Origin of the sequence: Candidatus Chloroploca sp. Khr17 (assembly GCF_004138165.1) — a bacterium.
Taxonomy (GTDB): domain Bacteria; phylum Chloroflexota; class Chloroflexia; order Chloroflexales; family Chloroflexaceae; genus Chloroploca.
In genome coordinates this window covers 25,257-52,173 of the sequence record NZ_RYFF01000039.1, presented here as the reverse complement: position 1 = coordinate 52,173, position 26,917 = coordinate 25,257, and the positions used below count along the sequence as shown (strand labels likewise).

At 60.8% G+C, this 26,917-nt stretch carries 18 protein-coding genes and 1 CRISPR repeat array; of the genes, 3 read left to right on the top strand and 15 right to left on the bottom strand.

What is annotated here, in order from left to right:
* On the bottom strand, positions 1–400 hold a 400-nt coding region (locus EKD05_RS19075; RefSeq protein WP_205703986.1), incomplete at its 3' end, for a DNA/RNA non-specific endonuclease.
* Between the two features lie 670 nt (positions 401–1,070).
* On the opposite strand from EKD05_RS19075, the gene EKD05_RS19070 reads away from it, so the two are divergent.
* A complete protein-coding gene (locus tag EKD05_RS19070; RefSeq protein WP_129675941.1) occupies positions 1,071–1,367 on the top strand; it encodes a hypothetical protein in 297 nt (98 codons plus the stop codon).
* A 325-nt stretch (positions 1,368–1,692) separates the two neighbouring features.
* On the opposite strand, the gene EKD05_RS26410 is transcribed toward EKD05_RS19070, so the two are convergent.
* Positions 1,693–2,727 (bottom strand): hypothetical protein, encoded by a 1,035-nt coding sequence (locus tag EKD05_RS26410; RefSeq protein WP_205703985.1) that lies wholly within the window; start codon positions 2,725–2,727, stop codon positions 1,693–1,695.
* A 294-nt stretch (positions 2,728–3,021) separates the two neighbouring features.
* On the bottom strand, positions 3,022–3,576 hold the full coding sequence (locus tag EKD05_RS25880; protein WP_165360816.1) for a hypothetical protein: 555 nt from the start codon (positions 3,574–3,576) through the stop codon (positions 3,022–3,024).
* Between the two features lie 219 nt (positions 3,577–3,795).
* On the opposite strand from EKD05_RS25880, the gene EKD05_RS19050 reads away from it, so the two are divergent.
* The gene (locus EKD05_RS19050; protein ID WP_129675931.1) at positions 3,796–4,881 is read left to right on the top strand and encodes a site-specific integrase; all 1,086 of its coding nucleotides are present in this window, start codon (positions 3,796–3,798) and stop codon (positions 4,879–4,881) included.
* Positions 4,882–5,275: 394 nt separating this feature from the next.
* Positions 5,276–5,431, top strand: a complete 156-nt coding sequence (locus tag EKD05_RS25875) for a transposase (protein WP_165360815.1) — start codon at positions 5,276–5,278, stop codon at positions 5,429–5,431.
* A 374-nt stretch (positions 5,432–5,805) separates the two neighbouring features.
* Here the strand turns inward: EKD05_RS25875 and EKD05_RS19045 are convergent, their stop codons facing one another.
* From EKD05_RS19045 to csx19, 12 genes are all read right to left on the bottom strand, one after another.
* Positions 5,806–6,270, bottom strand: a complete 465-nt coding sequence (locus EKD05_RS19045; RefSeq protein ID WP_129675928.1) for a hypothetical protein — start codon at positions 6,268–6,270, stop codon at positions 5,806–5,808.
* 129 nt (positions 6,271–6,399) lie between these two features.
* A complete protein-coding gene (locus EKD05_RS19040; protein WP_129675925.1) occupies positions 6,400–7,347 on the bottom strand; it encodes a hypothetical protein in 948 nt (315 codons plus the stop codon).
* Positions 7,348–7,508: 161 nt separating this feature from the next.
* On the bottom strand, positions 7,509–8,291 hold the full coding sequence (locus EKD05_RS19035; protein ID WP_129675922.1) for a transposase: 783 nt from the start codon (positions 8,289–8,291) through the stop codon (positions 7,509–7,511).
* A 391-nt stretch (positions 8,292–8,682) separates the two neighbouring features.
* Positions 8,683–9,054, bottom strand: a complete 372-nt coding sequence (locus tag EKD05_RS27265; RefSeq protein ID WP_129675919.1) for a tyrosine-type recombinase/integrase — start codon at positions 9,052–9,054, stop codon at positions 8,683–8,685.
* A 126-nt stretch (positions 9,055–9,180) separates the two neighbouring features.
* Positions 9,181–10,749 (bottom strand): hypothetical protein, encoded by a 1,569-nt coding sequence (locus EKD05_RS19025; RefSeq protein ID WP_129675916.1) that lies wholly within the window; start codon positions 10,747–10,749, stop codon positions 9,181–9,183.
* 719 nt (positions 10,750–11,468) lie between these two features.
* Positions 11,469–16,357: direct repeats of the CRISPR family, unit length 37 nt; unit sequence GTCGTCATCCCCTGCACTGCGGGGAGGTCTCTCTGAT.
* Between the two features lie 471 nt (positions 16,358–16,828).
* Positions 16,829–17,110, bottom strand: coding sequence for a CRISPR-associated endonuclease Cas2 (gene cas2, locus EKD05_RS19020; protein ID WP_129675913.1), 282 nt, complete (start codon positions 17,108–17,110; stop codon positions 16,829–16,831).
* Between the two features lie 181 nt (positions 17,111–17,291).
* On the bottom strand, positions 17,292–18,314 hold the full coding sequence (gene cas1 / locus EKD05_RS19015) for a CRISPR-associated endonuclease Cas1 (protein WP_129675910.1): 1,023 nt from the start codon (positions 18,312–18,314) through the stop codon (positions 17,292–17,294).
* Between the two features lie 209 nt (positions 18,315–18,523).
* A complete protein-coding gene (gene csx15 / locus EKD05_RS19010; protein ID WP_129675908.1) occupies positions 18,524–18,904 on the bottom strand; it encodes a CRISPR-associated protein Csx15 in 381 nt (126 codons plus the stop codon).
* Positions 18,905–19,025: 121 nt separating this feature from the next.
* Complete coding sequence (gene cas6 / locus EKD05_RS19005) at positions 19,026–20,027, bottom strand: CRISPR system precrRNA processing endoribonuclease RAMP protein Cas6 (RefSeq protein ID WP_129675906.1); 1,002 nt, start codon at positions 20,025–20,027, stop codon at positions 19,026–19,028.
* 106 nt (positions 20,028–20,133) lie between these two features.
* A complete protein-coding gene (locus tag EKD05_RS19000; RefSeq protein WP_205703984.1) occupies positions 20,134–23,643 on the bottom strand; it encodes a Swt1 family HEPN domain-containing protein in 3,510 nt (1,169 codons plus the stop codon).
* A gap of 196 nt (positions 23,644–23,839) precedes the next feature.
* The gene (locus EKD05_RS18995; protein ID WP_129675903.1) at positions 23,840–26,290 is read right to left on the bottom strand and encodes a TIGR03986 family CRISPR-associated RAMP protein; all 2,451 of its coding nucleotides are present in this window, start codon (positions 26,288–26,290) and stop codon (positions 23,840–23,842) included.
* On the bottom strand, positions 26,280–26,915 hold the full coding sequence (csx19, locus tag EKD05_RS18990) for a CRISPR-associated protein Csx19 (protein WP_129675900.1): 636 nt from the start codon (positions 26,913–26,915) through the stop codon (positions 26,280–26,282). Before csx19 ends, EKD05_RS18995 begins: the two co-directional genes overlap by 11 nt.
* Between the last annotated feature and the right edge of the window lie 2 nt (positions 26,916–26,917).

The window sequence follows — 26,917 nt, the reverse complement described above, 5'->3', positions numbered from 1 at the left end:
TCCGATCCGCAGAGGGGGTCATGTGGCCTCGGTCGTAGCCGCTATTGGTGTAGTCGTTGTGGGTGACGCGGTACCAGCCCTCGGGCAGGCTGGCATCGGTGATGAAGGGGCCACTGTAGCGGGGCACGTCCCCCAGATCGCTCGCCTGGAGGTGCCAACTCACCCAGTTTGGGATGCCCCGGTCGCGGTGGTAGCTGAGGGCGTACTGATCGCGCACGATGAGGTAGTCGGCGGGCGCATTGACGTCGGTGACGGCCGGGCTGGGCATCCCAAGGGCCAGGTGGCGACTGACGGACGGCTGCGCGGCGGCGGTGAAGCCATCGAGCAGCAGGACGAGCGTGAGCAGCGTGAGCAGCGTGACGCGCAGGATGCGCGTGGTGCAGAGACGGGGCTGAGTCATGGCTGGTTCCTCCGGGAGCGCGGCGGCCCTGACGCTCAGTGGTGTGCGCTTGCCCCCTTGCGATGAACGCGATCCGAGCACAGGTGGCAGCAACGCTCCTTGCGGATCGATGCACCGTGATGATCATCCCCTGCGTGGCGGGGTGGCTGCGCTGATTCTCTTGCGTAATACCACTCCCCCATAACCACATTTCGGATGCTGATCCGATACCTCTATTGTAGGCTATGCTTGTGGGAGCGAATATGCGATAGAAGTACTCCTCTTTTGTAGTACCATCCTCCACGCTGATCTTGTGATGGAAAGCAGGTCGCGGATACACAATCCATTGCACCGTTGCTGGCCGTTCGGTGGGGCAGCCCCAGGGTGTCCGCCTGGTATGTGAGCGACTCGCCCCGTCCTCGCTTCTCTGTCACATGGCGATGCTTGTTCATTGTCTCCACGCACCCCTGCTGCTCACTGCGCTGCCTGGCGCGGTAAACGGCAGGGGTGTTGGTGTGTGGATGCGGAGCATTGGGATCGTGTTGTGCTCACAGGTTGTGACACTTATTGTCACACATATGTCCTACAATTTATGTTGTCTTACAACGTGCAACTGGCTCTGCGGACACCACCACCATACTGCGAACGTCGCAACGTGGGTGATCCTATGGGCAAGGAAAGGGCAAGGCTCATGTCAAACCATGATGGAAGTTATATGCTGCGGGATGTGCTCACCCTACTCGATGAGGCAGGGGTCTGGGCTGCAATGCCGCGCACTGTTCAGCAGGATCTTGTGATCAGGATTGTCAAATTGGCCTGTGATCGTCACGACTGTAACGCCGGCGAGATTCTGGATGGACATGAGGCGTTTGGGCTTTGCTATGACTGTCGAAAGCCCGCCGAATCGCTGCGGCACGGCCTCTGTCGTACCTGCTGGCCTGATGATGAGGATGATGATGAGGACGATGAGGCCCCCGACGACCACTGAGGGACGACCGCCCAGGACAGGATGCCCTTCGCCATAACCCGAGGCTTCGTTTGGATACGCGCCGCGAGCAAGCCTGGCCCTCGGCGACGACCCCGTCGATCATGCGGCGCTTCATCGCCGGATGCACCGTGATCCGGGAAGGCTCGGTCGTGGCGGAGCTGAGGGCGTTCCGTGCGCAGCCCGGAACGCGACGGCTGGCGCGGTGTGTGGGGCGTACAAGCTGGGGTTGATGATCTTCCCGCTCAGGGGCAGGCCCAGCATCTGGGCCTACCCCTGAGCCCGCTCGTGGCGTGGCCTGTGCCAGGCAACCCGCAGGCACACTGACTCACTCCAGGTCAAGAAAGCGCATCTGTTGATGGTCGAAATCGAAGCTTGGGGCAAAGACGAGCGTCAGTCCTGCTTCATCACGGGGTGCTTGCACGACCAGCCATCCTTCCACTTCGCCCCCAGCGAAGAGATCGGCCTCAAGGCGCGGATCGGGCACGACCACGCTGGGGCGTTCATAGATGATATTGTTGGCCCCGGTAATCTTGAAGTCTCCCTGCCCGATCGCGGCCACGTCATCTGGGTCGTGGTCGCCGCGATACCGCACCCGCGCGCGGGCCAGCAAGTAGGCCTCGCCTGCGGGTGCCGGATCATTGAATGGGTTTGCCTCGCTGATCCGTTGCACCGCTTCCTCACCACGGATCACCTCCAGCACGGTGACTTCCCATTGGGGACTGATAGCGGTGGTTCCGAGCGGGGCTGGGTTGGTGCGTTGAACGCCAACATCCGTCGCCGCGAGGCGCTGCACCTCCGGGTCGGGGGATAATGCGGCGTTGGCGTCAAGCGCCACAAAGCGCCGGGTTGTGCGATCAAAGGAGAAACTTTCATCGACCTGAACCATCAGATTGCCCTCATCAGCGGGCACGAGGAAGGCAACTTGACCTGCAGTTGTCCCCTCAGGAAAGAGTTCGCCCTCGAGTTCCTGCGGCACAACGACCGAGGCTTCGCGGTAGAGGAGGTGACGATCACCGGTCAGGCGGAGATCGACCGCCAAGAAAACATGTTTTGCCTCTTGCTCCGTTGAGATATTGGTCAGCCTGAGTGAGACCAGTACATAGTGCCATCCTTCAGGGGCCGGATCATTAAACTGATTCGCATTGGCAAGCGCCTGGGCGGCTTCGTCAGCCCGCACGACCTCGGTCAACGTCACCGCCCAATGGGCAAAACGAAGCTCTGTCGCAAACGGGAGCGGTGCTTGGCGGCTTGTGCCAGGTTCAAGCGGTTCAGGCGTGGCCGTGGGCCGTGGCGTCGCGGTGGGCCGTGGCGTCGCGGTGGGCCGTGGCGTCGCGGTGGGCCGTGGCGTCGCGGTTGCCATGGGCAACCTTGTGGGGGGTGGGTCAAGGGTTGTCTCTGACGCCTCGGTCTGCGCGGAGATCAGAGGGGTGTCCGATGATGTACCAGAGGCAGCGGGTTCTGTCGTACCACAGGCCGTGAGGACTGCGATGAGGGTCACCAAGAGGAACAGGCGTATGTGGGCATGCATAACGAGCGACCTTTCTGATGGTGGGCGGCATTGCTTGGTCTCTCTCTAGTATACTGAGCACTGAGGGCGCAAATGCGCCCTTTTGATGCCAATCACATACAGGCGCAGTGCGCTGCGCTCCCCGCATCAGCGCCTCGGCGTTGCCGTGCGCGGGGGCCGCCCCCGCTGATCGTGCAGCAGCCCTCGGTCGTGCGCCTCCGTTACGGTCGCCAGGTAAACAAGGTGACGGTCGCCGACGTGGATGGTGGGCAGCCGATCCTCTGCGGCGGCCTTGGCAAGGGTGGGCAAGGGATCCCCAAGCTGGCGGGCGGCGTCCGCGAGGCGCAGCGGGGCGGCGGGACACCCGAGCAGGGTGCGCACATGGTGGGGGGCGCGAGCCCAGGCCCGCCAGGCCTGCTGGATCAGGTGGTTCCGTAGGGTCTGCTGCTCAGCCAGGGTAAGGTCAGTCAGCGGGTGGAGCAGATCGACGGCCACGGGGCGCTGCGCCGCATCGAGGTGCAGCGCTCCGCAGATCACGGCGGCGTAGGCAAGATCGTACGCGGCGTCTTCCACGCTTACGACGGTGACGAAGAGGCCGCGTGGGGCGTCGGGGGCATGCGGCGCGACGGCGAGCGTGCTGGGGATGGTGTCCTCGGCGGCGGCGAGGTGGCCGTTGATAACGGTCAGGGTGGTGAGCTGCATGGGCGGCGTCTTTCACAGAAGGTAGAGCTGCTCTATTTTACTTGATCTGCGGGGAGGATGGGGCAGGCTCGCCGGTGGCCGTCGGGGGGCGAACAACCCCTTGATAACTAGGATTTATCACGGTATAATGAACGCCAGCGCCCTGGCCCGCTGCGCGCCACGCCGGGGCCGGGCCGTGCGCCTACGGGTGCCACGCCCGCCACCCGTCTCGACGCCTTGATGAGGTTGCCCATGCCTGATGATCATGCCCTCAGTCTTCCCGCGCCCCACGCGCTGGCGCGTGCGGCGGCGGCGGCTGACCAAGCTGCGGCGCAGGGCGTTTTCGCCCGCTACCGCGCCGAGCTCGCCGCACAGACCCGCCGGGCGCAGGATGCTGACCTGGCCCGCTGGCAGCGCTATCTCACCGCCGTCGGCGTGGGGGAAGCCAAGGACGCGGCGTGGGCCACGGAACCCAGCGCCTGGACGCATGTGACCTGGGGCCTCGTCGAAGGGTTCCTGCGGTGGCAAGAGACGGCCGGTTATAGTTTGGCGAGCATCGCCCGGGCCTTGGCGACGATCCGGGTCTACTGCATCCAGGCCACCCGTGCGGGCACCCTCAGCCCGGCGGCGCTGGCGTTGATCCAGACGGTCAAAGCGCCGGCCCCACGCTCCAAAGCGGGCCGTAACCGTGACGCACAGCGGGCCACGACCCGCCGGGGGGCCAAAAAAGGCACGCCGACGAAGCTGACGGCCCAACAGGTGCGGCGCCTCAAGCATGAGCATGCGGACACCCCGCAGGGGCGGCGCGACGCGGTGCTGATGTGCCTGCTGCTCGATCACGGGCTGCGCGTCTCCGAAGTCGCCGATCTCCAAGTCCGCGATCTTGACCTGGAACGGGGCCTGCTGCGCTTCTACCGGCGCAAAGTGGATGCCACGCAGACTCACCGCCTGACGGGGGACACCCTCCGCGCCATCCGGCGCTACGCCGCAGCGGGCGATCTGCGTGCGGACGGCCAGGTGCTTCGCGCCACCACGGGCCCACGCGCGGTCAACCTCGGCGGCCCCATTTCCATCCAGGGCCTGCGCGACCGGGTGCGCATCCTGGGGCAACGGGTTGGCGTGGCGGGGCTGAGCCCGCATGATTGTCGGCACGACTGGGCGACGCGGGCGGCGCGGGCCGGAACGGATCCGCTGGCGTTGCAAGAAGCGGGGGGCTGGAGCAGTCTGGCGATGCCGCGCCGCTACATTGAAGCGGCGGTGATTGCCAATGAGCGGGTCAAACTGGCCGTTGAGGACGATGAAGATCCGCCGGGGGGCGGGGGCTGAGGGGCGCGGGGTCGTGCGGCTGATGCAGCGGAAGCGCTGGATGCGCTGCGAGCGCATGGGCGTACGTTGACGATCTTCGCAGCGCTCGCGCCACACACGCAAGGCCCGGCTCATGCCGATGTTCGATCTTGCGCCGAGGTTGGTGGGATGAACCCCAGGCATGCGGACGCCGTCGCTCGGTGATCGTCACGGCCACATGCTCAGGGTTCACGCTGTCCACCTTGGGGCACAGAAGCGATGCATGCGGCTGGTGACACGCAGCGCGGGTCAGGGCCTCTCCCCGACCATCTGCAACGAGGAGCGAGGCATTCGCTACGGGGTTCCCGTGGCAAGGAAGGAGGCTCGTCCATGGCAACGGTGCTTGCGTTTGCTGTTCCTTTGTTGCACGGAGCCCATGATCCAGGAGCGGCTGGCCGAGCCAGCCTGGGAAGCGCGGCTCACGAGCGACGACCGGCGTGGCTTGACCCTGCTGGTGTACCAGCACGTCAGCCCGTACGGCGTGTTCGACTTGGATCTCACGACACGACTTCCCCTGCGAGTGGTCGCGTAGAGCTACACGTTCTCGCTTACTGCGGCTGGTGACACGAATCTCGGGTCAAGGCCTATGATGCGAACTAGAGTGATCTAACGCGCTCTTCTGCGGTGTTGCTCAAAATAGTGGCAGCTTTACTTGAGCGGTGGTCATTTTGGCGAGGGTATTGTGATACAATACCTTCGCCAAAAAGGTGGGCCAGAGCCAATGGCGTCCTAAAGCGGAATTCGCCACCTCAATAGCCCGAAAGTAGTAGAAACACACGTTTCAATAGGCATCACTGAATCCCCTGTAGAATATAAAAATGTGTCCGAGAAAACCCGGATCAGGTATTATTTAACCCTGATAGACACACGGACAAGCCGTTTGAGTGATTGTGCTGCGCTACCTGCCTATCCGGTATCGAGAGAAATTGGCGAAGGTATTGGTGATAATGAAAAGCCACGTTGATTAAGTCCTTGCGCCTCTTCTGAACTTAGGAGCCAGAATATTGATTCGGAGTGACTTATTGTCCATAGTATTTTTTTCTTGTCGTGGTAGAAGGTCGGATCTTCTGGTAAGTCATCTATCCACATTCCGAGCTTGTTTATACTGGCTATGAAAATTTTTAGATTTGGTGCTAATCGAAACTTGAAGAAAGTTGAAACACCAATTTGTTTAAAATTCCATCTAATTTGATCTACATGCCTTTCTACTAAGAGGTCAGAATACTCTGCAAGCCTAACCGATAAGTTATCATTAACTCCTCCGATTGCAAATTCCACTTCAGTAGCTTGTGGTAATACATACTTTAGTAACTCACTCCATAAATTTGCTTGACTTATTCCTAACTCTTGATAGTAGTATCTTTTATTCATTATGGTACTCCAATGCGCTTTGACGCCATTAATTATGCGGTATGTTCACAGATAATTGATATAAGATTAGGGATGAGGGTGGGTCACTCTCATCCCTAAGTTAACTTGGCAGTTGTTCGTGTTAATAATTTATGGTGGAGGTGGTGCTCCAGGAGCTGCGGTTAGTAACGCTAAAGTACCAGTAGCAAAATGGGCGGCTAACGCATTTACGATCCATGCCGCAGCAGCTGGAAAATATGTGATACCAGCAGCAAAAGCAAGTGAGAAGAGCACTGCCCATACATTCCAAGTGCATTGCCTAATACAAAATCCCGATCTACTCTCATAAACGCCAAAACATGGAGTCCATCCTTCCCACCATCCGCATAAATGCATATCAAAAATCATTCTATCATTAGGCTTGTATTTTAATAACGCCCCTCCATGCCATACATCCCGCTTGATGCATCCACCAATATAGTGCTTCTCAAGAGACAGCCTCCAAAAGTAATTACTGATAGACCCCTTCATTTCGGCTGCCAGACCTATATTGGAAAAAGAAGCAGAGTTTTGATATTCAAGAGGTAGACATTCAATTTCATTTAGTACCCCCCCGGGATCTGGTTTCAATATTAAGTCACCCTCAATGGCATAGCCATCTTCAATTCTACCTATAGTGTTAATAGGGTGATTAAATAAAGGAATTAAAGGCGCAGGCACAGATTCAACAATATTGTTGAGTGCCAGATTGGCATATGCCTCGTCTTTTGTTGCTTCAGTCTTATTTACACACAAACTCTCACTACAAAACCTCTCGATACCAAAAGTTTGTATAGCATTAATCATTGGCGTAAAAAGATCACCAGAAGCAAAACTGAGATTAGAGCTTTCATGATCAAATATTTCTACTGCATATGATGGAGTAGCGTAGATAGTAAAGGGTCTCGATACCCCGTTACTTACGAATGGAAGAAAGATCTTATTGTTTCCGATTGTAGAATTATATGATTGAGCTCGTGTTGGGATTCCTCCAATAGATGAGATAATTGCTCCTCCTCCTGCAGTTCCTAAAAGTTTTATGAAATCTCTACGCTTCATAATTACCTCCATTAGACTACCATAATCATAACTATAATTATAAATCCAAATTCTGCTTATTACAATATTAATCTATAGTACATGTATCCTCTTTTAAGATAGTACTGCTTCTAGCTGGGGGCACCTTAGTATCTTACAAGGGTATGTACGCTCAAGGCACATTACCCGGTTCCGGATTGGTGATTGGTATGGTTCCCCGGTTTCGGCGTGCGATGCACGATCATTTTGATATGTGGATACGGTGCGGGCAAGGAGCCAGGACGCAACCACACGCGTTGCCAGAGGCGTCCGCGCCCCAATTGGCGACGCGCGGCGCTGCTGCCGCACGCAAAGAGGCTGACCTCGTTCGGTCCGGTCGGCGGTTCCAGATCCGGCGGCACACGCAGGCGATCCGGCGTGGTATGCAGGCGCTCCGCGTCCTCCTCGCGCGTCCCGCAGCCCAACACCCACAACGTCGCGACGGCCAACACCAGCCAGTGGCGTGCGACCCGGTTGGGGTCGGTGCGATGGGTTTTCTGCCACTGCCAGCCCATACGTTTCAGCGCTCGGAAGCCCAATTCAATCCACATCCGCATCCCATACCAACTGTGTTGCACCTGCCGTGGGGCCAGATCGGTCAGCAGCACCCAGCGGGCCTTGTGCCCGACGCCCCAGATCACGATCAGGGTTGCCGTCTGGCGTGCGTCTTCCCCAAACACATCGGCTTCCCCGACCCAGCCGTGCCCGGGTTTGGCCACTAAGCGGGCCGGCGTCACCGTCCGTTTGCATCCCAGCGGGCGGACGGCCACCCCATCCGCAATGCGCACCAGCGGGTGCCATCGATGCGTCCGCACGTGCGCCCACAGCCGCGGACTCCACAAGCCCCGATCGGCCAGCACCAGGGTGCACCAGCCTTCCGGAATGGCGGGGACGAGGTGATCGATGAAGGCCAGGATATGCGGCATCCACGCCCATTGTCATATACTTAAGCGATGAGACCCCTCAAAGGGGGGGCCGCTTCAAAGGGTTTCACTAAATAGGGTCAAACGACCGCTTTTCGTGAGACACAGCCCCGGTTTAACTCGTCCCAATGCGGTATATATGTTGGCATGCACCCATGAGGCGTTTTACTGCATTGGGAAGCCCTTCCCAGAACAGGTGAAACCCTTTGAGGGGGGGGCCGCCGCACGCCGCTGCGATGGCGGCTACGGTGCCGCACACAAACGGAGCATGCCGTATGAGAAGGGATTTGTTCTATCCGCCCTCATCACGAAAGGATGCTCCGCATGACCAGCATACCAGGGGTCTACGTATCATAGGAACAGAAAACGCAAGAACCGAGAGCGTGTACGGCGCTTACGTGTGCTTGTGCGGAAGGCCCCGCCGTCGCTGGCGTCGCTCGGCATCAGCCGCGGCGTCGCTCTGCTCGGCGTAACGGAGCGTCGTCGGGATGTGTTGGTGGCCCAGGCGCGTGCGGATGGTGTCCAGGCTCACCCCGTCTTGGACAAGGGCTGGTGCGTGACGGTGGCAAAGCTGGTGCAGGGTACCATGAACGCCAGCTTGCGCGCAGGAGGCCGCCCAACGCGCCTGGATGGTCTGGTCGCGTAGCGGCTGGCCATTCAGTGCTCTGCACAGCGGCCCATGCCGCGCCTGCGGCTCCTTGGGGGATGGCAACGATTCGCGCAGAATCGTGCCATGTGATCGGTTTAAGGCATTCTGCTGAACCATAAGCCCCCAGTGCTGAATGCCAGCGCAGGGGCCTGCGCTGGCACCGTCGGTGATCCTGGTGGGCTGCGCATGATGGCGTGAGCGCGGGTCTTCACCGGAAGCCGTTGCCTGCACTGCCACCGCGCCCTAGGCTCGCAGCGGAGCCTCGTCGTCGTTCCGCCGCAGCCCGAGCCGCAGCGTAAACAGCCCACGCGCCTGTACTTGCCGTGGGGCCGCCAGGCCCGCGTCGCCCTGGCTGCGCCCCGCAGGCCGCTGATGGGGCGCAACGTACGTGTAGCCGGGCGGCGGGGCATCCAGCCCGTGCGCGTGGGCGCGGTCGGCGGCGTCCGCCGTGCGTCGCTGGAAGTCGCGCCTGTCCTGCCGCGCTTCCCATCCGCTCGGAAGGCGGCGATAGCCATGGCCTGCCAAGACATAGGCATTGATCAGCGCCCGATCTTCGTCGCTGCCCCAGTGCGCCACGTAGCGTACCGGTGGCAAGCGGACGCTGCGCTTACCACCGGGGTTCCGTCCCGCAGGCGCACGCGCCCCCGGCGAGCGAGCGGGCGGGGTGGCGTCCGGCTGCGGCTCAACTACGATGGCCTCCGCACAGAGATCGTGCCAGAGGGCCGCCAGAATCGCGTGCATGAGCAGCCAGGCCGCCGGCGGAAACGAGATCGGGAAACGCGCACTGCTGGCTGGGGTGGCCGCCCACCAGGCCACCGCCGCCGCCTCGTCATCGGCCCCGCCCACCGCCACCCAGAGGCCTTCGGGGTGGGGGATGACGCGCACGCGCGCGATGTTCCAGGCGGTCACTTCCGCCATCAGGCCCGGGGGGATGGTCAGATCGAGCACCTCACCGAGGTAGCGGGGGGCCGGGCGGCTCACCCGTGCGAGGAGGATCGCGGCGAGGTCACGCAGCGCCTCGGCGCGGGTGGCGTCAAGGGTGAGGGGTTCGGTCGCGGAGCCGACGACCAGCGCATGGGTACTGACGCGGCCCAGGCCGCCAGGGAGTAGTGCGGCCGGTGGCGGCGCTGGCCCAGCAACGAGCGCCAGCCAATCAATAATCGCATCGGTGGGATGCCCGCCCTCAGCCAGGGGCAGTGTCACGTGGCCCGCTCGCTGCGCCGTGCGGTGCATGACCCCGGCCATGCCCACAAGGATCCGCAGCAAGGGGGGATCGGTCGGCACGCCAAGCGGCAGGGAACCCCAGCGGCGGGCATCCGCGCCGCGCAGCGCCCACAGCGCTTCGCCGTAGCAGCCGAGCATGCGAGCGACGACCCAGCGGTCGCCCCCGAGATCGAGGCCGGGGTCGTCGGTCGGGCGGTGCAGGGCCGCGTGGACAAGCGCCCGGATCTCCCGAAGCGCTGCGGGTTCGTGGTCAGGGACGTTCAGCGGGGGCAGCGTCGCCCCGACAAAGCGCAGAATGGACAGGTGCCAGGGTTCAGGCAGTTCGCCGGTCAGGGTGCTGAGCGCCAGGGCGAGCAGCGGCGTCATGGGCACCGGCGTGGCGGCGAGCCAGGCTCCGGCGTGCTGGGCGGTGAGGGCCAACTGGTCGCGCCGCCGCAGGCGCAGGGTGATGACCGTGTTATCGGTGATGATCACGGCGTTATTGCGGTGCCAATGCGCCAGATCAATGTCGTGCGGCGCGGCCTCCACGGTTGCCACGACCCCATTGGGGAGGGTGGTCGTCAGTTGAGGGAAGGGTGGTGCAGGCAATCGCTTCTTCCTCGGGTTGCCACGGTTGCGTACGCCGCCTGCACGGACGAGCGGGCGGGGCCGCCGACGGCGGCGCGGGGCTGGGTCAATGATCAGCAGCGTGGGTCAACGGATCGCGTCGTTGGTGCCCATGATACCGCATGGTGGGTGCGGAGCAAGCGGGGCGTGGGCACCGCGTGCGCACGAGGTCACGCGGTGGAAGAAGGCTCGGCTCAGCAGCAGGGAACGACGACCCGTCGGCCCCGTGGCCCCTCACCGCCTTCGGCGCAACCCTCGCGAGCCGCGCCCCCAAGAGGCCGTGCGCCGAGCTTCGTGGCACTGGCCTCAAGGTGCCTCAAGCCTGGGCTTTGCCGTCACGCGTGTTTCGTGAGCGCATGCGGACGCCGTTTCTGGATGCGATGAGCGACGTTCGTTGCGGCCACATGCCAGGGTTCACGATCTCCACCTTGGGACACGAGAGCGATGCATGCGGCTGGTGACGCGCAGCACGGGTGAGGGCCTCTACCCGACCATCTGCAACGAGGAGCGTGGCATCCGCTACGGGGTTCCCGTGGCAAGGAAGGAGGCGCGTCCACGGCAACGGCTCTTGCGTTTGCTGTTCCTCTGTTACGTAGACACCATCCTCGCGTGCCAGGCGCATCTGCGCACAGATGCGTCAAAAAAGCCGTCGTTATGTTCAGTGTCACCGTCGCGGAAGCGGCGTCGCTGCGTTATGTTCAGCCCAACCCTCCTGCTCAGCGGGGCATTGGTCGTCATCGCCGCTACTATTCTATACGAGCACTGAAAACATTATGTCGTCATCCCCTGCTCAGCGGGGCATTGGTCGTCATGTCGCCGCCCTGCTCATGGTCGCGATGGGGCGGCTCGGTCGTCATCCCCTGCTCAGCGGGGCATTGGTCGTCATTGGGTTATGTGATGATTGTTCTCTGAGAGCCTTGAAGTCGTCATCCCCTGCTCAGCGGGGCATTGGTCGTCATACGATTTCTATGTCTCGGACGCGTTGCAGCACGCAGGTCGTCATCCCCTGCTCAGCGGGGCATTGGTCGTCATCTCCTGGCGGCGCAGCGTATCATCATCAATGCGTCCACGATGGTCGTCATCCCCTGCTCAGCGGGGCATTGGTCGTCATGCTGTTTAAAATGCTGAATATTAAAGTTGACATGTAAGTCGTCATCCCCTGCTCAGCGGGGCATTGGTCGTCATCTCCATTCGTAAGCCTCACTGCTGCCACAGGTCTAGTCGTCATCCCCTGCTCAGCGGGGCATTGGTCGTCATGAGGCACCTAGCGCCAACCAGGCGCAGGTCGAGGTTACAGTCGTCATCCCCTGCTCAGCGGGGCATTGGTCGTCATCTTCACCTGCCCGGCGCCAGCGCCGCACAGGTTATCTGTCGTCATCCCCTGCTCAGCGGGGCATTGGTCGTCATCGCCCACGGCAACAGCGACGGCGACAGCCACCGCGAGTCGTCATCCCCTGCTCAGCGGGGCATTGGTCGTCATACAACGCTTCGGCACTCAGGCCATCATTGCCTTCATGTCGTCATCCCCTGCTCAGCGGGGCATTGGTCGTCATTGGTAAAAACCTCGGGTCGCCCAATCGGAAGAACTAAGGTCGTCATCCCCTGCACTGCGGGGAGGTCTCTCTGATGGAGGCAGCTTGCCGATCTCGAAGCCAAGAGGGAGGGTCGTCATCCCCTGCACTGCGGGGAGGTCTCTCTGATACAGTGCTTTCTGACGCAGCAACGGTCGATTCATACAGGTCGTCATCCCCTGCACTGCGGGGAGGTCTCTCTGATGGAGTGATCACTTCCGAGTTCGTTCCCGTCACCTCATTCGAGTCGTCATCCCCTGCACTGCGGGGAGGTCTCTCTGATGGATGCAAACGATCCTGCACGTCATCGAACAATGGGTTGCGTCGTCATCCCCTGCACTGCGGGGAGGTCTCTCTGATTGGCATGGACGTTGGGGTTAAAACGAGTTGCAAGGTTGAGTCGTCATCCCCTGCACTGCGGGGAGGTCTCTCTGATGCTGCACGGTGCGCCGCTGGCGTGGCTGGCGTTCCTCGTGGTCGTCATCCCCTGCACTGCGGGGAGGTCTCTCTGATAATTGTTCGTAGACGGTCTTAACCATGTGTTAGGTCGTCATCCCCTGCACTGCGGGGAGGTCTCTCTGATGCAATAGTACTATCTATCATTTAGATGGTAATGATGATATTTAGTCGTCATCCCCTGCACTGCGGGGAGGTCTCTCTGATGAAACCTTACGTGATGATCCGTTCTTAGAATTTGAAGTCGTCATCCCCTGCACTGCGGGGAGGTCTCTCTGATGAATTGTACTGTTATGGCATTGCCAATTGTCAAGGTCGTCATCCCCTGCACTGCGGGGAGGTCTCTCTGATACAGCATTGTACTCTGCCATGTCAAAAAAACAAGCAAAGCATAGTCGTCATCCCCTGCACTGCGGGGAGGTCTCTCTGATTTGTAATCTGTAACATTGTAGTGACCTCTCCTGAATAGTTCGTCGTCATCCCCTGCACTGCGGGGAGGTCTCTCTGATTGCCAGATCATTGGCGCGGGTTCTTTATCTATCATTATGTCGTCATCCCCTGCACTGCGGGGAGGTCTCTCTGATCTTTACCAGACCGCAGGATACGCACCAGATGCAAAGCATGTCGTCATCCCCTGCACTGCGGGGAGGTCTCTCTGATTCGGGCAACGTGGCTACATCGAGGCCAGGGTCGGCGGGTCGTCATCCCCTGCACTGCGGGGAGGTCTCTCTGATCAACCAGCAGCTGGCAGCCGTCCACGGTGACTTCCCAGTAGTCGTCATCCCCTGCACTGCGGGGAGGTCTCTCTGATGGAACACCTGTGCTTCGTCTATGGTCATTCTTGGTAAGGTCGTCATCCCCTGCACTGCGGGGAGGTCTCTCTGATGATACTGATTGATAAACACTAATAACGCATTGTGATAATCCAGAAGTCGTCATCCCCTGCACTGCGGGGAGGTCTCTCTGATGTTGCGGTGTTTGATCCGAGTGCTGGTGAGTACGGTTCTTGGTCGTCATCCCCTGCACTGCGGGGAGGTCTCTCTGATGGTGAATTGTACGCCCGCTTGCTGGGCATGCCGGTGCAAGTCGTCATCCCCTGCACTGCGGGGAGGTCTCTCTGATCGCTGCCGGGACGCCCATCGCCAGTTTTAACACGGTGAGCGTCGTCATCCCCTGCACTGCGGGGAGGTCTCTCTGATTGATGACGAAACGGTAGAAACATTTGCCGGTGGACTAATTGCGTCGTCATCCCCTGCACTGCGGGGAGGTCTCTCTGATCACAGGCTCAGGAGATCGTGACACCACAAGCCCTTATGGTCGTCATCCCCTGCACTGCGGGGAGGTCTCTCTGATGGGGGAGAACAATGATTATCATTCACAATCTGATGCAGTCGTCATCCCCTGCACTGCGGGGAGGTCTCTCTGATTTTGGCCTTCGAGCAAGCACTCAATCGCCTTGCGTTGCGTCGTCATCCCCTGCACTGCGGGGAGGTCTCTCTGATAAATGATACGGAGAATTGTATGGTAATTTGGTTGCGACAGGTCGTCATCCCCTGCACTGCGGGGAGGTCTCTCTGATCAGTGTAGCATATCCATAACTATTGCCCATTCCTGCGGGTCGTCATCCCCTGCACTGCGGGGAGGTCTCTCTGATACATCAGGCTGCATAGTTCCTGCAAGCGCACTGTCAATGTCGTCATCCCCTGCACTGCGGGGAGGTCTCTCTGATTAATAAGGCTTTAGCTGTAAGTGCTGATGCGGCTGCTAATGTCGTCATCCCCTGCACTGCGGGGAGGTCTCTCTGATCCATACATCGTCTACAAAAATACCGACAGATGGCACGAGTGTCGTCATCCCCTGCACTGCGGGGAGGTCTCTCTGATTGAATGGAATGTGTGCGATTGGGAAGAGGGGGCATGGGCGTCGTCATCCCCTGCACTGCGGGGAGGTCTCTCTGATATGCAGGAACAACCGGTGTTTATCGCGGCGCAGATCCTGGGTCGTCATCCCCTGCACTGCGGGGAGGTCTCTCTGATACATGATACGGTATAGGGTATTTCTACCTTAGTAGTCGTCGTCATCCCCTGCACTGCGGGGAGGTCTCTCTGATCAAAAGGGTTTCATGATGCAAAGGAATATTTATCTTTGCGTCGTCATCCCCTGCACTGCGGGGAGGTCTCTCTGATAAAGGGGAGAGACACCATGAAGAGCTGGAAGGTTGCGTCGTCATCCCCTGCACTGCGGGGAGGTCTCTCTGATGTTTGATCGGAACGGACAGCCGACGACCGAGGATGAACGTCGTCATCCCCTGCACTGCGGGGAGGTCTCTCTGATTCACCAGGAGGATTTCATGCACGTCTCGGTATTGGGCCGTTCTGTCGTCATCCCCTGCACTGCGGGGAGGTCTCTCTGATTTTTTCCTGTTGTGTGTAGTATTTTCGGCACAACTCCGGTCGTCATCCCCTGCACTGCGGGGAGGTCTCTCTGATACGCAGGCATGTTGGCGGATATGGTGCGGGCGGTGAAGTCGTCGTCATCCCCTGCACTGCGGGGAGGTCTCTCTGATGGCGGCAACCACGGCGGCGTATCGAGCGCCAGACCATCCAGTCGTCATCCCCTGCACTGCGGGGAGGTCTCTCTGATTGAGCGTATCGAATCGCTTAAAACTGGTAAGGTAGTCTATGGTCGTCATCCCCTGCACTGCGGGGAGGTCTCTCTGATATACCATAGCACAACAGTACTATCTAGAACTACTGTGCGAGTCGTCATCCCCTGCACTGCGGGGAGGTCTCTCTGATGCAGGCGCTTTTGGCGCATGCCCACCAGGGAGCGTGGCGTCGTCATCCCCTGCACTGCGGGGAGGTCTCTCTGATACGATTTGGTGGTTCAATGCGCAAGGGTGGGAGATCGGCGGTCGTCATCCCCTGCACTGCGGGGAGGTCTCTCTGATCCCCTAGCCCCTAGCTGCAGTTGGCCTGGGCGAGGCCAGTCGTCATCCCCTGCACTGCGGGGAGGTCTCTCTGATTCGAAGTTGTCGGGTTCTTGAGTCCTGATCAACCTCAAGAGGTCGTCATCCCCTGCACTGCGGGGAGGTCTCTCTGATCCGTGAACGCGCTTGCTCGGTATTGGCATGACAAAGACCGTCGTCATCCCCTGCACTGCGGGGAGGTCTCTCTGATATGCCGTCATCTCGGTCGCTGGCGAGTACGAGGCGTTTGAGTCGTCATCCCCTGCACTGCGGGGAGGTCTCTCTGATCGAGATCGTCCTAGTTGACATGAGTTGTGCCTCATTCAGCAACAGTCGTCATCCCCTGCACTGCGGGGAGGTCTCTCTGATACGGCGAGGATGGGCGGATCATTTCAGACGGCGACTTGTCGTCATCCCCTGCACTGCGGGGAGGTCTCTCTGATCACTGTGCTTACTTTACACTCGGGGGTGTACTAAGTCGTCATCCCCTGCACTGCGGGGAGGTCTCTCTGATGTTCGTAGCCATGTAGGTCTGGATAAGACTATCGTACTGAGTCGGTCGTCATCCCCTGCACTGCGGGGAGGTCTCTCTGATAGTACCATATTTTTGGGGCGTTGCAAAGCCCTGAATCGGGGTCGGTTGCGCGGTTGGGCTGTTTTGGGCGTTTTGTGTAAAGCGTTTCTGGTGGTTTCGTGCTTGTTCAAGGCCGTTGTAGCCCTTTCTGATGCGTTTGCGCGGCATGAGGCTTTCGTAGCGAACGCTCGGTGCCTCTTTTACCCTCAGGTGTGCTTTACGCCGTTGCCTTCGCGCTCGCTGGTGTACCTTGAAAGACCGTGCCCCTCGACCCACGACGCTTCAAAGAAGCTCACGCGAAGGCGCGAAGACGCGAAGGGTGAGCGCACCTCCGCGAAAAAAGAAGCTCACGCGAAGACGCGAAGGGTGAGCGCACCTCCGCGAAAAAAGAAGCTCACGCGAAGACGCGAAGGGTGAGCGCACCTCCGCGAAAACCTTTGCGCCGTTGCGCCTTTGCGTCAAAAAAACCGCCTTCTTCGCAAAGGAGTGACCCTAGACCAGGTAAAAGTCGGGGCTCGTTTCGACCGGTGGCCCCGCGCCGATGACCGCGATGGTGCTCGCACACGTTGCGCAGAGCCGGTAGATCCGCAGGTTGTCGCCTTCGTCCGGCTGGATGGTGCGGGCTAGTTTTTTCCATAAGGCCTGGTATTGGTTCGCGTCCAGGTCACATTCGAAGACGCTGTATTGCACCCGTTGGCCAAAGCCTGCGAGGATTTTGGCGATCCTGGTGCGCCGCCGGTCAATCGAGATGTCGTAGGAGATGAGGTAGAGCATGCTCGCCTCGCGCTTCCCTAAACCCAAGACCACGCAAAGAAACTCACGCAAAGGCGCGAAGGGTGAGCGCACCTCCGCGAAAAAAGAAGCTCACGCGAAGACGTGAAGACGCGAAGGGTTCGTACACCTCCACAAAAACCTTTGCGCCTTTGCGTCAAAAAAACCGCCCCCCGACCCCACCCTAACGCGAAAACATCGGTTGATACGGCTCGCCACCACGTACCGCGCGTGCCAACCGCCGCGCTTGCAGTTCAAAACAACGGGCGTAGTCAACTTCGCCTGGCCCGCGATCCGCCCCCTCCGGGTGCATCAGCCGTACGTGGACGCGCTCTTCGTAGGCTTTGATGAAGCGCCGTTTCGCGTCGTCACTCATCCGTACGGCGTACGGGCTTTCGTCATCACCGACGCTGAAGTCGTCCTGCGTCAGTCGCCCGTCGCTGCAGCAACGCAAGACGAGCGAGTCAATGATCAGCGGGCGAAATTCCTCCATCATGTCGAGCGCCAGCGAAGGCCGGTGGTAGTCGGGTTGGTGCAGGTAGCCCAGGTACGGGTCAAAGCCGACCGTCTGCACGGCCCCCAGCACATGGTGCTGCAAGAGCGTGTAGCCGAGGGAGAGGGCGGCGTTGACGGGGTCGGTCGGGGGCCGCCGGTTGCGATCCTGGAAATGCCAGGCGGGATCGAACAGGGCCCGTAACCCACGAAAGTAGCGAGCCGTGGCGCTCCCTTCCACGCCAAGCAGGGCCGAGACCTTGGTGGTGCGTTGCACCCGTTCGCTCAAATCGCTCAACGCGCTGATCGTGCTCGTCACTTCGGGATCCACGCTGCTGCGGTTCCGCGCAAAGCGTTGCAGCAGGGCGCGGCAGTTGCGCAGCTTGCCGGTGACAATGCGTTGCGCCTGATCCAGCGCCCACGCCGGATCGTCGGCCTTCCGGTATTGATCTCGCCGCAAGCCCACATGCGGCGTCGCCATGCCCACCAGCCGCCCGTGATACCGCCCCCGTACCGTCAAAAAGCTCAACTCGACCCCGCGGTCAAGCAACCGTTTGAGCGTCGGGAGGGTAAAGGAGCAATTGCCAAAGACAACCACATCCGTGATCTTGATCAGCGGCAAGGCACTCACCTCTTGCCCGTCCCGGCTGACCACAATGCGCTCATTCTCTAAATTGACGCCTGCGCCTTGTTCGATGATATAGAGCGTTGCCATCCGCGTCCTTCCCCTCGTGCCTTGTGCGATGCCATGCGACCTGTTCGAGTCTCATACCATTTCAGATTGCAGATTTTGGATTGCAGATTGCCGCGCATGGCGTTCTCACGCGCTCTGGCGACAACGCCTATGCGGAGTGTTCAATTTCAGTTGGTATCAGCGCAACACCGACTGCACCAAATCTCAAATCTCAAATCTCAAATCCCACCTCACCCCCGGCGGGTTCGCGCCTCGTCGCGGAGTGCCTGGAGATTGATGATTTCGGCGATTTCAAAGCGAGGAGGCACACTGCCGGGTACCGGGCGAATGTTAAGCACCGGCACAAAGTAGCCACAGCGGCCATGCACTTCAGTCAGCAACGCCAGCGCCAGCGCCGCCAGGCCGGGCGGATTGATCAGCACTGGCATCGTCTGCCAGGCCTCCCCGGTCAAGCCCGCCGCATCAGCCAACGCACACGCCTGCTCGGCAAACGACTGGCTCCGATCCGCCTGGGCCGCCAGACTGCGCACCTCTGGTCGCACCCCCACCAGCGCCTCGAGGTGGGCCAATTGCTCCTCAGTCAGTGGATGGGCATAGTTTAATAACAGCATAACCTTCGCTTTCGTTGCGTGAGATCGTGATCGCTGGTCGTACCCATCACAACCTTCCCCCCTCATCATCAAGGATCCTCTGCGCCTCCGCGTCTCCCCGTCTCTGCGTTAAAAACCCCACCTACAGCCCCTCCAACGCATACCCGCCATGCCCAAACACGCACGCTTTGCCAATATGCACGATGCTGCCCATCAAGAGCACCGCCCGTAGCGCGGCTGGCACGCCACGCAACTCGGCGCTCCCTTCGATGCCGCCGAGCGACATGGTCTGCGGGGTCGGGCCGCGCGTCGAGGTGCGGCGCCAGTCGTTCCACGTGGTCGGCCCTGACTGAACCTCAATCGCCTCGGCGGCCTCGACGAGCGGGCGGTACGGGGTGGCCCAGCCGCCGTCGGCATGAAACGCCGCGAGCACGTCAATCCGCCAGCAGGCCGCGTGGATCAGCGCCGCTGGCACCACGCGGTTGAGGTAGTCGCCCCGATATTTCAGCCGCAACGGGCTGTGCAACGTCAACCGCAGATCCTCCGGCATGGCCGCCGCTCGCGCCACAACCTCGGCGCTGCTCAGCACGGGCAACGGCTCCGTCGCGACCATGCGCCCATCCTGGTAGATCACCGTGCCCACCGGACGCCACGGTGCCAGCGCTTCGGCGCGTTCCAGGCGGGCACGGGTGCTGTCGCGTCCCAGCCCCATGTCGCCGAGACGCGCAAAACTGAGCAGAAAATAGGGCAGAAAGTCGATCCCCCGCCCGATCAAGACCAGCGTCAATTCAAGCGTCTCACCGGCACGGTAGTGGGTACGGGTCTCGGGGGGCGGCTCAATCACAAACGGACGGGGCACGTCACGCAGATCGTGCAGATAGGGGTTGTCCGGCGGGTGCGGCGTGGCAAAGATCCAGCGAAATGGGCAGATCGTCTCGCCCGCGCAGACCTCGCTGCCCCAGCACGAGCGCGGGCACGACACCTGCTGAAAGGCGTACCCAAAACCGCCGCGAAACATACTGCCTTTGCGGGTCGGCAAGACGCCATCCGACAGCAACCGAAACGTCAGCCGTACGCGCAACGTCGGCAACGTCGGCAATGCCCCTGCCACGAACTCACGCCCCGGGGAACGCGCATCTTCCATACCACCTCGCTTGATCGATGACGATCCATGTCATATGCTCTGGATCAGACGGTGCGCGAATGCGCACGGATGTGAACCGAAGCCGACCTGAACGGGCGTGATCGCCTCACTCCTCTTCAAATCCGGCCTGGGTGAACGTGAGTGTCCGGCTGTTTTCGGTCACCGTGCGCACGACGTGATCTGGTGCGCCGTTGGGGATGTTCGCTTCGATCTCCAGGGTGATGCGCACATTGGCCCCGACCAGGCCGGTCAGGTGGGCGATCACTTCCTCGGCGATCTTGCTGGCGTCGCGTCCCGCGCGTTCGGCGCTCAGCGCGACGCTCCCGTGGAAGCGGCGCAGCTGCTTGCGCGGTGGTGGCGACGGTGGCGATGGTGGCGGATCGATGGCCTGCTCGGTGATCACCACGGAGGCAACGGCAGAGAGGCCGTTGCCTTCAGCCCGGACGGTGAAGGTGCCGATGGTGTCACCCGCCTGGAACAGGCCGTGCTGGGTGATGCTTCCGCCGTCGGCTGACCAGCGGAGCGCCGTGACCTCAACCGGCTGATGGTCGGCAGTGAACGCCGTTGCACGGAACGGCACGCTCATCCCAGGACGAAGCTGGATCTCCGCTGGCGTCAAGGTAAGCCGGACGGGGGGCGCAAGCAGGTGCGTCCGCGCAACGTCCGGATGCACCAGCAGCCCACGCTCATCCTCGGTGAGGGTGACGAGGGCGGCACTGCGCAGCCCACGATAGCGCCCCGTCGCCTCGTCGTAGCTTTCGGCGTAGGCGAAGGTGTCGAGTTCCCAGGTCAAGGAGTTGACCCCGGCCTGGATCGCGTCGAGGAGGACGCTGACGCTGCGCACGCGCGGCAGGTAGGGGTACCGTCCAAAGTCCTCGAGCACCTGGCGCACCGCGACGTGGTCACCCCGCCACAGCGGGATCTTGTCGAGTTCGAGCCGCAGGCTGGTCGGGGCCAGCGCGAGGATCAGCAGGTCGTCGCTGCGCAGTTTCTTGCTCGCCCGTACCGCCAACGCCTCCTGCCCACTCAGCCGCAGCGCGTGCCACGTCACCGGCACCTGCGGCGTCGCTTGCGTCGGTACCAGCAGCCATTGGTACGTCTCCGGCAGCCGTGCCGTCACGACCTTGTCGGCGTTGGCCTGCTGCATTTCGGCCTGCTTGACCTGGTGTGGCGAGAGGTCAAGGCGCTCACGATCATCCAGGATCGCCGTCCACGCCAGATAGCTGCGCACGGCCTCGTCCAGATCCTGCACCCGGTTCGCGTCGGCCACCAGGAAGACCAGCGTGTTGCGGAAGAGCCGCGGGGTCGTGCCGCGCTGTTCCAGGATCGTCCGGGCGGCCACTTCAGCCGCATTGCCCGGTTCTTTGCGGTAGGCCTGGGTGAGACTGAGCACGACGAGGCGGGCGTCGAAGTCATCGGGCACGTCGGCACTCGCGGTGGGCAAGGCGTGGATGCGGGGGAAGTCGCCCATGGTGCGCAGGTCGGCTCGCAGCCGCTGCTCGACGTCGCGCAGCACCTGGTCAGGGTCACGCTTCAACTGCTCGGCCCGATCTTCCGCCAACTTGGTGACCGTCGGCTGGGTCGCGTACCAGTAGCGCGGCCCGTCCTGATAGAGGTAGGTCGCCGCCGCCGCCAGACGCCGCAATGCATCGCCGAAGACAGCGGGCGACTCGCCGGGCATCACACAGCCCAGCTTGATGCGCCGATCTTCCAGGCCCCGATTGGCCGCACTCGCGGTGGGGGCCGAGCCGAGGTAGACCGTGCGCGCCACGCGGCGGGTGGCCGCGTACTTGCCCAGGTTCGGGACGTCGCGGTCGAGGTGCAGGGGCAGCGCATGGGGGCCATCCACATCTTTCTCGATGATGGGCACCCACTGTGGGGAGAGGTAGCGCGTGAGTTCGGTCTGCACATGCTCTTCGTCCAACGGGAGATTGGCAGGCATGATCAGTGGATTGCGGTCGCCCGTCGCCCACAGGCGGTGGATCACGGCCGCCATCAGGCGCAGCACGCCCCGCGTGCGTTGGAACTTGGCGAGGGTTGACCAGTCGGTGTAGAGCCGGTCGAAGACCTCGGGATGGATCGGGTAGGCTGCCTTGAGCCGCTGTTCGTAGCCGCTGTCGCGACACTCGGGCGGAAACTCCTGCCCCTGCGTGCGGTAGAGGTCAGCGAAGGCCCGGGCGACGACATCGCGGGCTTTGAACTGCGCCGGATCACTGAGCGGGGTAAAGAGGCGACGGCGCACGATCTCGAAACCCTCCTCGGCACTGGCCGGATGCCATGATGCCTCGACCCGCCCGATCACGTTGCGGAGCCGGTCGAGCGCCTCGCGCCCGCGTTGCCCGCCCACCTCGGTGTCATCGGCCTGGGTATGGGGTGAGCCGCTCGTGTCCGACGCGGGCAGACTGATCACCAGCAGACACTGCTGGGCGAGTTTGGCCGACTCCGTCAGCGCCTGGGCAAAGCTAAACTGGGTCTCGAAGCTCCCCGCTGGGAGGTCGCTCTCCTCGTGGAGTTGACGCGCATAGGCCACCCACTCGTCGATCAGGATGAGGCACGGGCCGTAGGCGTTGAACAGGAGGCGCAGCGTATCACCGGGGTTGGTGGCCCGTTCGTCGTCGAGGCGCACCCGCTCGTAGGCGTCGCGCCCGCCGAGTTGCCAGGCCAGTTCGCCCCAGAGCGTCCGTACGACCGTGCCATCGGCTTTGACGATGGGGTTGCCAGGGGAGATCTTGTTGCCCACGAGCACCACCCGGCGGGCAGTCGGCAGGGTGGTCACGCCCGCCGCCAGCATCACCTGGTCAAGGCCAACCAGGTCGGTGGAGGCCTCCCCCGCGACGAGGTGGTAGAGCGCCAGCATTGAGTGGGTCTTGCCGCCTCCAAAGTTGGTCTGGAGTTGCACGACCGGATCACCGCCGCCACTGGTCAGCCGCTGCAAGCCGCTGACCAGCAGGCGGGTCAGGCTCGTGGTGAGATAGGTGCGGCGAAAGAACTCGACCGGGTCACGGTATTCATCGGTGCCTTCGCCGAGGTGGACTTGCCAGAGATCGGCAGCAAACTCAGCCTGCTGGTAGCGCCCGCTGGCGACATCCTGATGCGGCGTCACCACCTCGCGCCAGGGCGTGAGGCCCCCGGTCACGGTGCTCTCAATGGCCCCAGCGCTCTTGCGGCGCTCGCTGCGCACCTGCTCATCGAAGCGCAGGCGGAGCAACTCCATCTTCATGCGCTCGATCTCGTCGGCCTGCGGGGCCGAGATGGCCGTGAGCAGCCGGGCCGCCGAATCGAGCACACGGTAGGCATCGTCGGTCGAAAACGTCACTTGGTGCGCCCATTTGTTCCGGTGGTCACGCAGTTCACTGACGAGACTGCGCTCGGCAAAGCCCAGCGTCGTGCGGAAGACATCGTTCCACTGCTCCCACATCAGCCGGAGCAAGGCGGCAATGTCGAGGTGCGGCGTCTCGTCGTCGGCCCAGGTCAGGTCGTTGCGCCAGCCGCTGGTGACCGTGGTGATCCAATATTTGCCATGCTGGGCCTGAAGTTCGCGCTCAATGAAGGGCTGCAACCCCTGCCGCAAGAGTTCCATTGTCTTGCCGACACGCTCGTAGTTGCTGATAGCCATCGGTTGCTCCTTATCGCTCACCTACTGCACGGCGGTGGCGGTGTCCATCGTTCGACGTTGCCCTACCCTCACTGCCTTGGGATGCGAGGGCTTCTTGGCGGCCTACCACGATTGGCAATGATTGATGTCGAGGGTGCGCATCATCACCAGGTGCTCCCTGTGCCTTCGTAGCACGTCAGGATCGCGTGACCCAGGCTTATTTTTCGGGCAACGTGGGCAAGCCACGATCCTGCACGAGATCTAAAAGCGCATATCGTGTGCCATTTCGTTCATTGGCAACAAACCATTTGAATGCCTCACCTGCCGGGCTTGGCGGGCCAGCCTGACCATCGGCTGTTGCGCGCGGGTAGTGTGTGGGGAGGTTATCGTTATGCCCAAAGCAGGCGACCAGAAAGGCGTTGATGAATGGAACTTTTTCAAATGTAGCGTTATAAGCGTGAGCTACCGCCTGCTTGAAGGCAGCAACGGCTGCTTCACGGGGATCACTGAGGGGGCCGTCTTCATGCCATGTGCGATAGCGGGCACGTAATGCGGCACCAGTACGCACATCACAAGTCTCAATAGACAAGCGTACGCTGCCGAAACCGAACGGTTTCCCACTCCCAAAGCGTAAGAAGTGCTCTTCAGGCAGATCTACAAGCCAGAGCAGCGCCCCAAGTTCGACGACAGATAGGTTTTGTACATGCAGATCGAAGGTGAAGACCGCACTGGGCTTGACCCAGCCAAGGATCGAGCGGTTCTGCTCATCGCGCCGTCCCCCTGGTCGCCGATACTCTTGATAGTGAGCTGGGTTACCCAGCCCCTGCTGCGTTCGATCTTCAGTAGGATGCTCCCAGTGGCCATTGGGTAAGCTGCGCTGGTGAGGGTAAACTTTGCGCCCACGTAGCCCTTTGCGTGCCTGGTATCCCGCTTCCTGCTTCGAGAGGCCGTTAGTCAGTGCTTCACCTTTAGGCGATTTGGCAACATAGAAGCGCCCCTGTTGCGGCTTGGGCGTTGCAAGAATAGCGAGGGGAACACCCGGAGGTGCAAATTCTTCCACGGCATCATCGCGACTTGAAAGACAGGTGATTGGCCCCACGCGCAGCAACCCACGTATAGCGACCTGCTTCTCGTCCCTTGCTCCAGTGTCGGCATCAGCCTTAACCCAGCCAAAGACGCGGTTGGCGGGCGAGAGTTGGTTAGTCGAGGCAGCCGGAAGCAAGGATGCATCAAGGAGATCCCACGGCGCAACTGCATAGAGTTCGCGTGAGATCATGACGGGGAAAAGCGCCTCGACATCTGTCTGATCTGCATTCAAGCGCACATAGCATAGTGTGCCGTCAGTTAGCTCGCGAGCATGCTCCATGTAGATGTGTCGTGACCATGCAGTTCTTCCTGGCTCACCGCCCAAATACGCATCAGGCTGTTCGTTGTTCCTTGCACGTCTTGCAAGCTCATCCTCATGGATGGCTTGATAGTTTTGGATCAATTCCCACCACATGCGCTTATGCTGCTCTGTCACAGCAAATGGCTCAGCGGCAGGGGCTCCATCTTGGAAGAATACCCGCTCGTCGTGTTTGCGGTTGATGTTGGCATTGGTGATGCAAACCCAGCCGTGGATGCGTCGCATTTCTTGGGGTTGAGCTGGTGCTGTCTTTCCATGCGGTTGGCTGGCCTCTGGTTGCGGGCCAAGCTGATCAAGATCATTCCCTCGCACCATTCTACGAACACGCCAGAAAAATCTTGGGTTGGTGTACTGTATTTTCTCTACCCAACATACCACCTCATCGCCATGCTTTGGTAGACTGCGATCTGGATAACGGATGGCCCCGGTAGCAATCTGTCCATTGCGGTGATACCTTGGCAACCACGCCGCATACATCGGGCCGTCTGGTTTACCCTCGCCACCGATGCGTGAAGTACCTGTGAGCAGGTGGATGTGACCGTTGATGATACGGGCAGGAATCAGTTGCAAGCCGTCGGCTGTGGACATACGGAAAGCGAGGCGGTTTGTATGAACGCTAGAGAAGCGGCCAAAGCGCGAGTTGGTGATCGTCTCATAGGCGGAACGGAGCATGCCCCGCACACTTGAGGCGGGAATCAGAGGCGTGTCATCTTTTCCTACACGGAGTGGATAGGTCTTATGGTGGTTTTCCTCGCGAACATGCTCGGTGTCGGGCACGAGCAGCGGCGTTTGGGCAACCATGCGCACGCGCAACCAGCCTGAGTAGCGATCAATATTAAATATAGATTGGTCAATCGGGCACTGATCACCAAGCTCAGGATCGGCAAGGGTGCGCGGAGGGGCCGGAACAAAGTTGTAGGGGTTACGGAAGTCGGCAGGCGATCCGCTAGCACTTGGCTGCGTACTGCTTTGCGGCTGGTTTGCGCCACCCCCGCCATGACCGCGCCTCTGATTGCGTGGATCTGCGGGGACACCTTGTCGTGGTGCGACAAAGCGACCGCCACGCTCGCGAACCTGTTTGGGTTGACCCTTCACTCGCTCAAACTCGACTTCTTGACCATCAAGCTCTGCTAAGCGATCAAGCACCGATTGTGAAATTTCACTACCAGTAGGACTGAATAGTTTTCCATTTATTTCAACTTGAATCGTTGGAGGCTTGTTCTTGTTCTTTCGGACTACCAACTTACCCAGTTCAAGCGCCATCGTTGCCTCCTATTGTGAGTTTGACCAAGCGTGTCGCGGCAATGCGTACCACCCCTGTCGTTGCATCCGCCTCGTAGTAGTTGCGGATCACAAGGCGCACCTTGCCCGAGCGGAGATCCTGTTCGCTTACGACAAGCGGCAGTACCTGTTCTTTCGCCGTTCCGTCGCGGACATGGGTAAAGCCCGCAGTATGATGCGTTTCGAGGATATGCCTGCCCAGCACAATACGTTCCTCATCGGCTGGACGAAGGGGATTGTCTCGTTGATACGCTTCTCCATCTTCGCGCAGCACTCGGCCCCGTAGTCCGTCATCAGTACGCCAGATCAAGACTTCACCAGCAGCCCCAAAGATGCGTAACTCAAGGAGCATTTGCCGCTGCAATGGTGGCGAAATTTCAGGCGCAATGGTATGGCCAAGCAGCCATGTTTGCGTTGTTCGCTCATAACGGCCCCAGGTGATCCCATCAAGGCTATGGGCAAGGAGCCATCGTGCTGAACCAAGGGCGTTTGGTTCAGCGGTCCCCGCTTCGCCGATGAGCCACGCAAGGTACTGCTCACATGCCACGGCGTCGAGGGGCAGCAGGTCGCAACCAAAGAGTTGCACTGAATGATCAGAGCCAGTCATGC

Bases quoted from the DNA above. Each gene is read 5' to 3' on its own strand.
- EKD05_RS19070 (WP_129675941.1), top strand. From the start codon at position 1,071: ATGTCAAACCATGATGGAAGTTATATGCTGCGGGATGTGCTCACCCTA.
- EKD05_RS26410 (WP_205703985.1), bottom strand. From the start codon at position 2,727: ATGGCAACCGCGACGCCACGGCCCACCGCGACGCCACGGCCCACCGCG.
- EKD05_RS25880 (WP_165360816.1), bottom strand. From the start codon at position 3,576: ATGCAGCTCACCACCCTGACCGTTATCAACGGCCACCTCGCCGCCGCC.
- EKD05_RS19050 (WP_129675931.1), top strand. From the start codon at position 3,796: ATGAGGTTGCCCATGCCTGATGATCATGCCCTCAGTCTTCCCGCGCCC.
- EKD05_RS25875 (WP_165360815.1), top strand. From the start codon at position 5,276: ATGATCCAGGAGCGGCTGGCCGAGCCAGCCTGGGAAGCGCGGCTCACG.
- EKD05_RS19045 (WP_129675928.1), bottom strand. From the start codon at position 6,270: ATGAATAAAAGATACTACTATCAAGAGTTAGGAATAAGTCAAGCAAAT.
- EKD05_RS19040 (WP_129675925.1), bottom strand. From the start codon at position 7,347: ATGAAGCGTAGAGATTTCATAAAACTTTTAGGAACTGCAGGAGGAGGA.
- EKD05_RS19035 (WP_129675922.1), bottom strand. From the start codon at position 8,291: ATGCCGCATATCCTGGCCTTCATCGATCACCTCGTCCCCGCCATTCCG.
- EKD05_RS27265 (WP_129675919.1), bottom strand. From the start codon at position 9,054: ATGGTTCAGCAGAATGCCTTAAACCGATCACATGGCACGATTCTGCGC.
- cas2 (WP_129675913.1), bottom strand. From the start codon at position 17,110: ATGCTCTACCTCATCTCCTACGACATCTCGATTGACCGGCGGCGCACC.
- cas1 (WP_129675910.1), bottom strand. From the start codon at position 18,314: ATGGCAACGCTCTATATCATCGAACAAGGCGCAGGCGTCAATTTAGAG.
- csx15 (WP_129675908.1), bottom strand. From the start codon at position 18,904: ATGCTGTTATTAAACTATGCCCATCCACTGACTGAGGAGCAATTGGCC.
- cas6 (WP_129675906.1), bottom strand. From the start codon at position 20,027: ATGGAAGATGCGCGTTCCCCGGGGCGTGAGTTCGTGGCAGGGGCATTG.
- EKD05_RS19000 (WP_205703984.1), bottom strand. From the start codon at position 23,643: ATGGCTATCAGCAACTACGAGCGTGTCGGCAAGACAATGGAACTCTTG.
- EKD05_RS18995 (WP_129675903.1), bottom strand. From the start codon at position 26,290: ATGGCGCTTGAACTGGGTAAGTTGGTAGTCCGAAAGAACAAGAACAAG.
- csx19 (WP_129675900.1), bottom strand. From the start codon at position 26,915: ATGACTGGCTCTGATCATTCAGTGCAACTCTTTGGTTGCGACCTGCTG.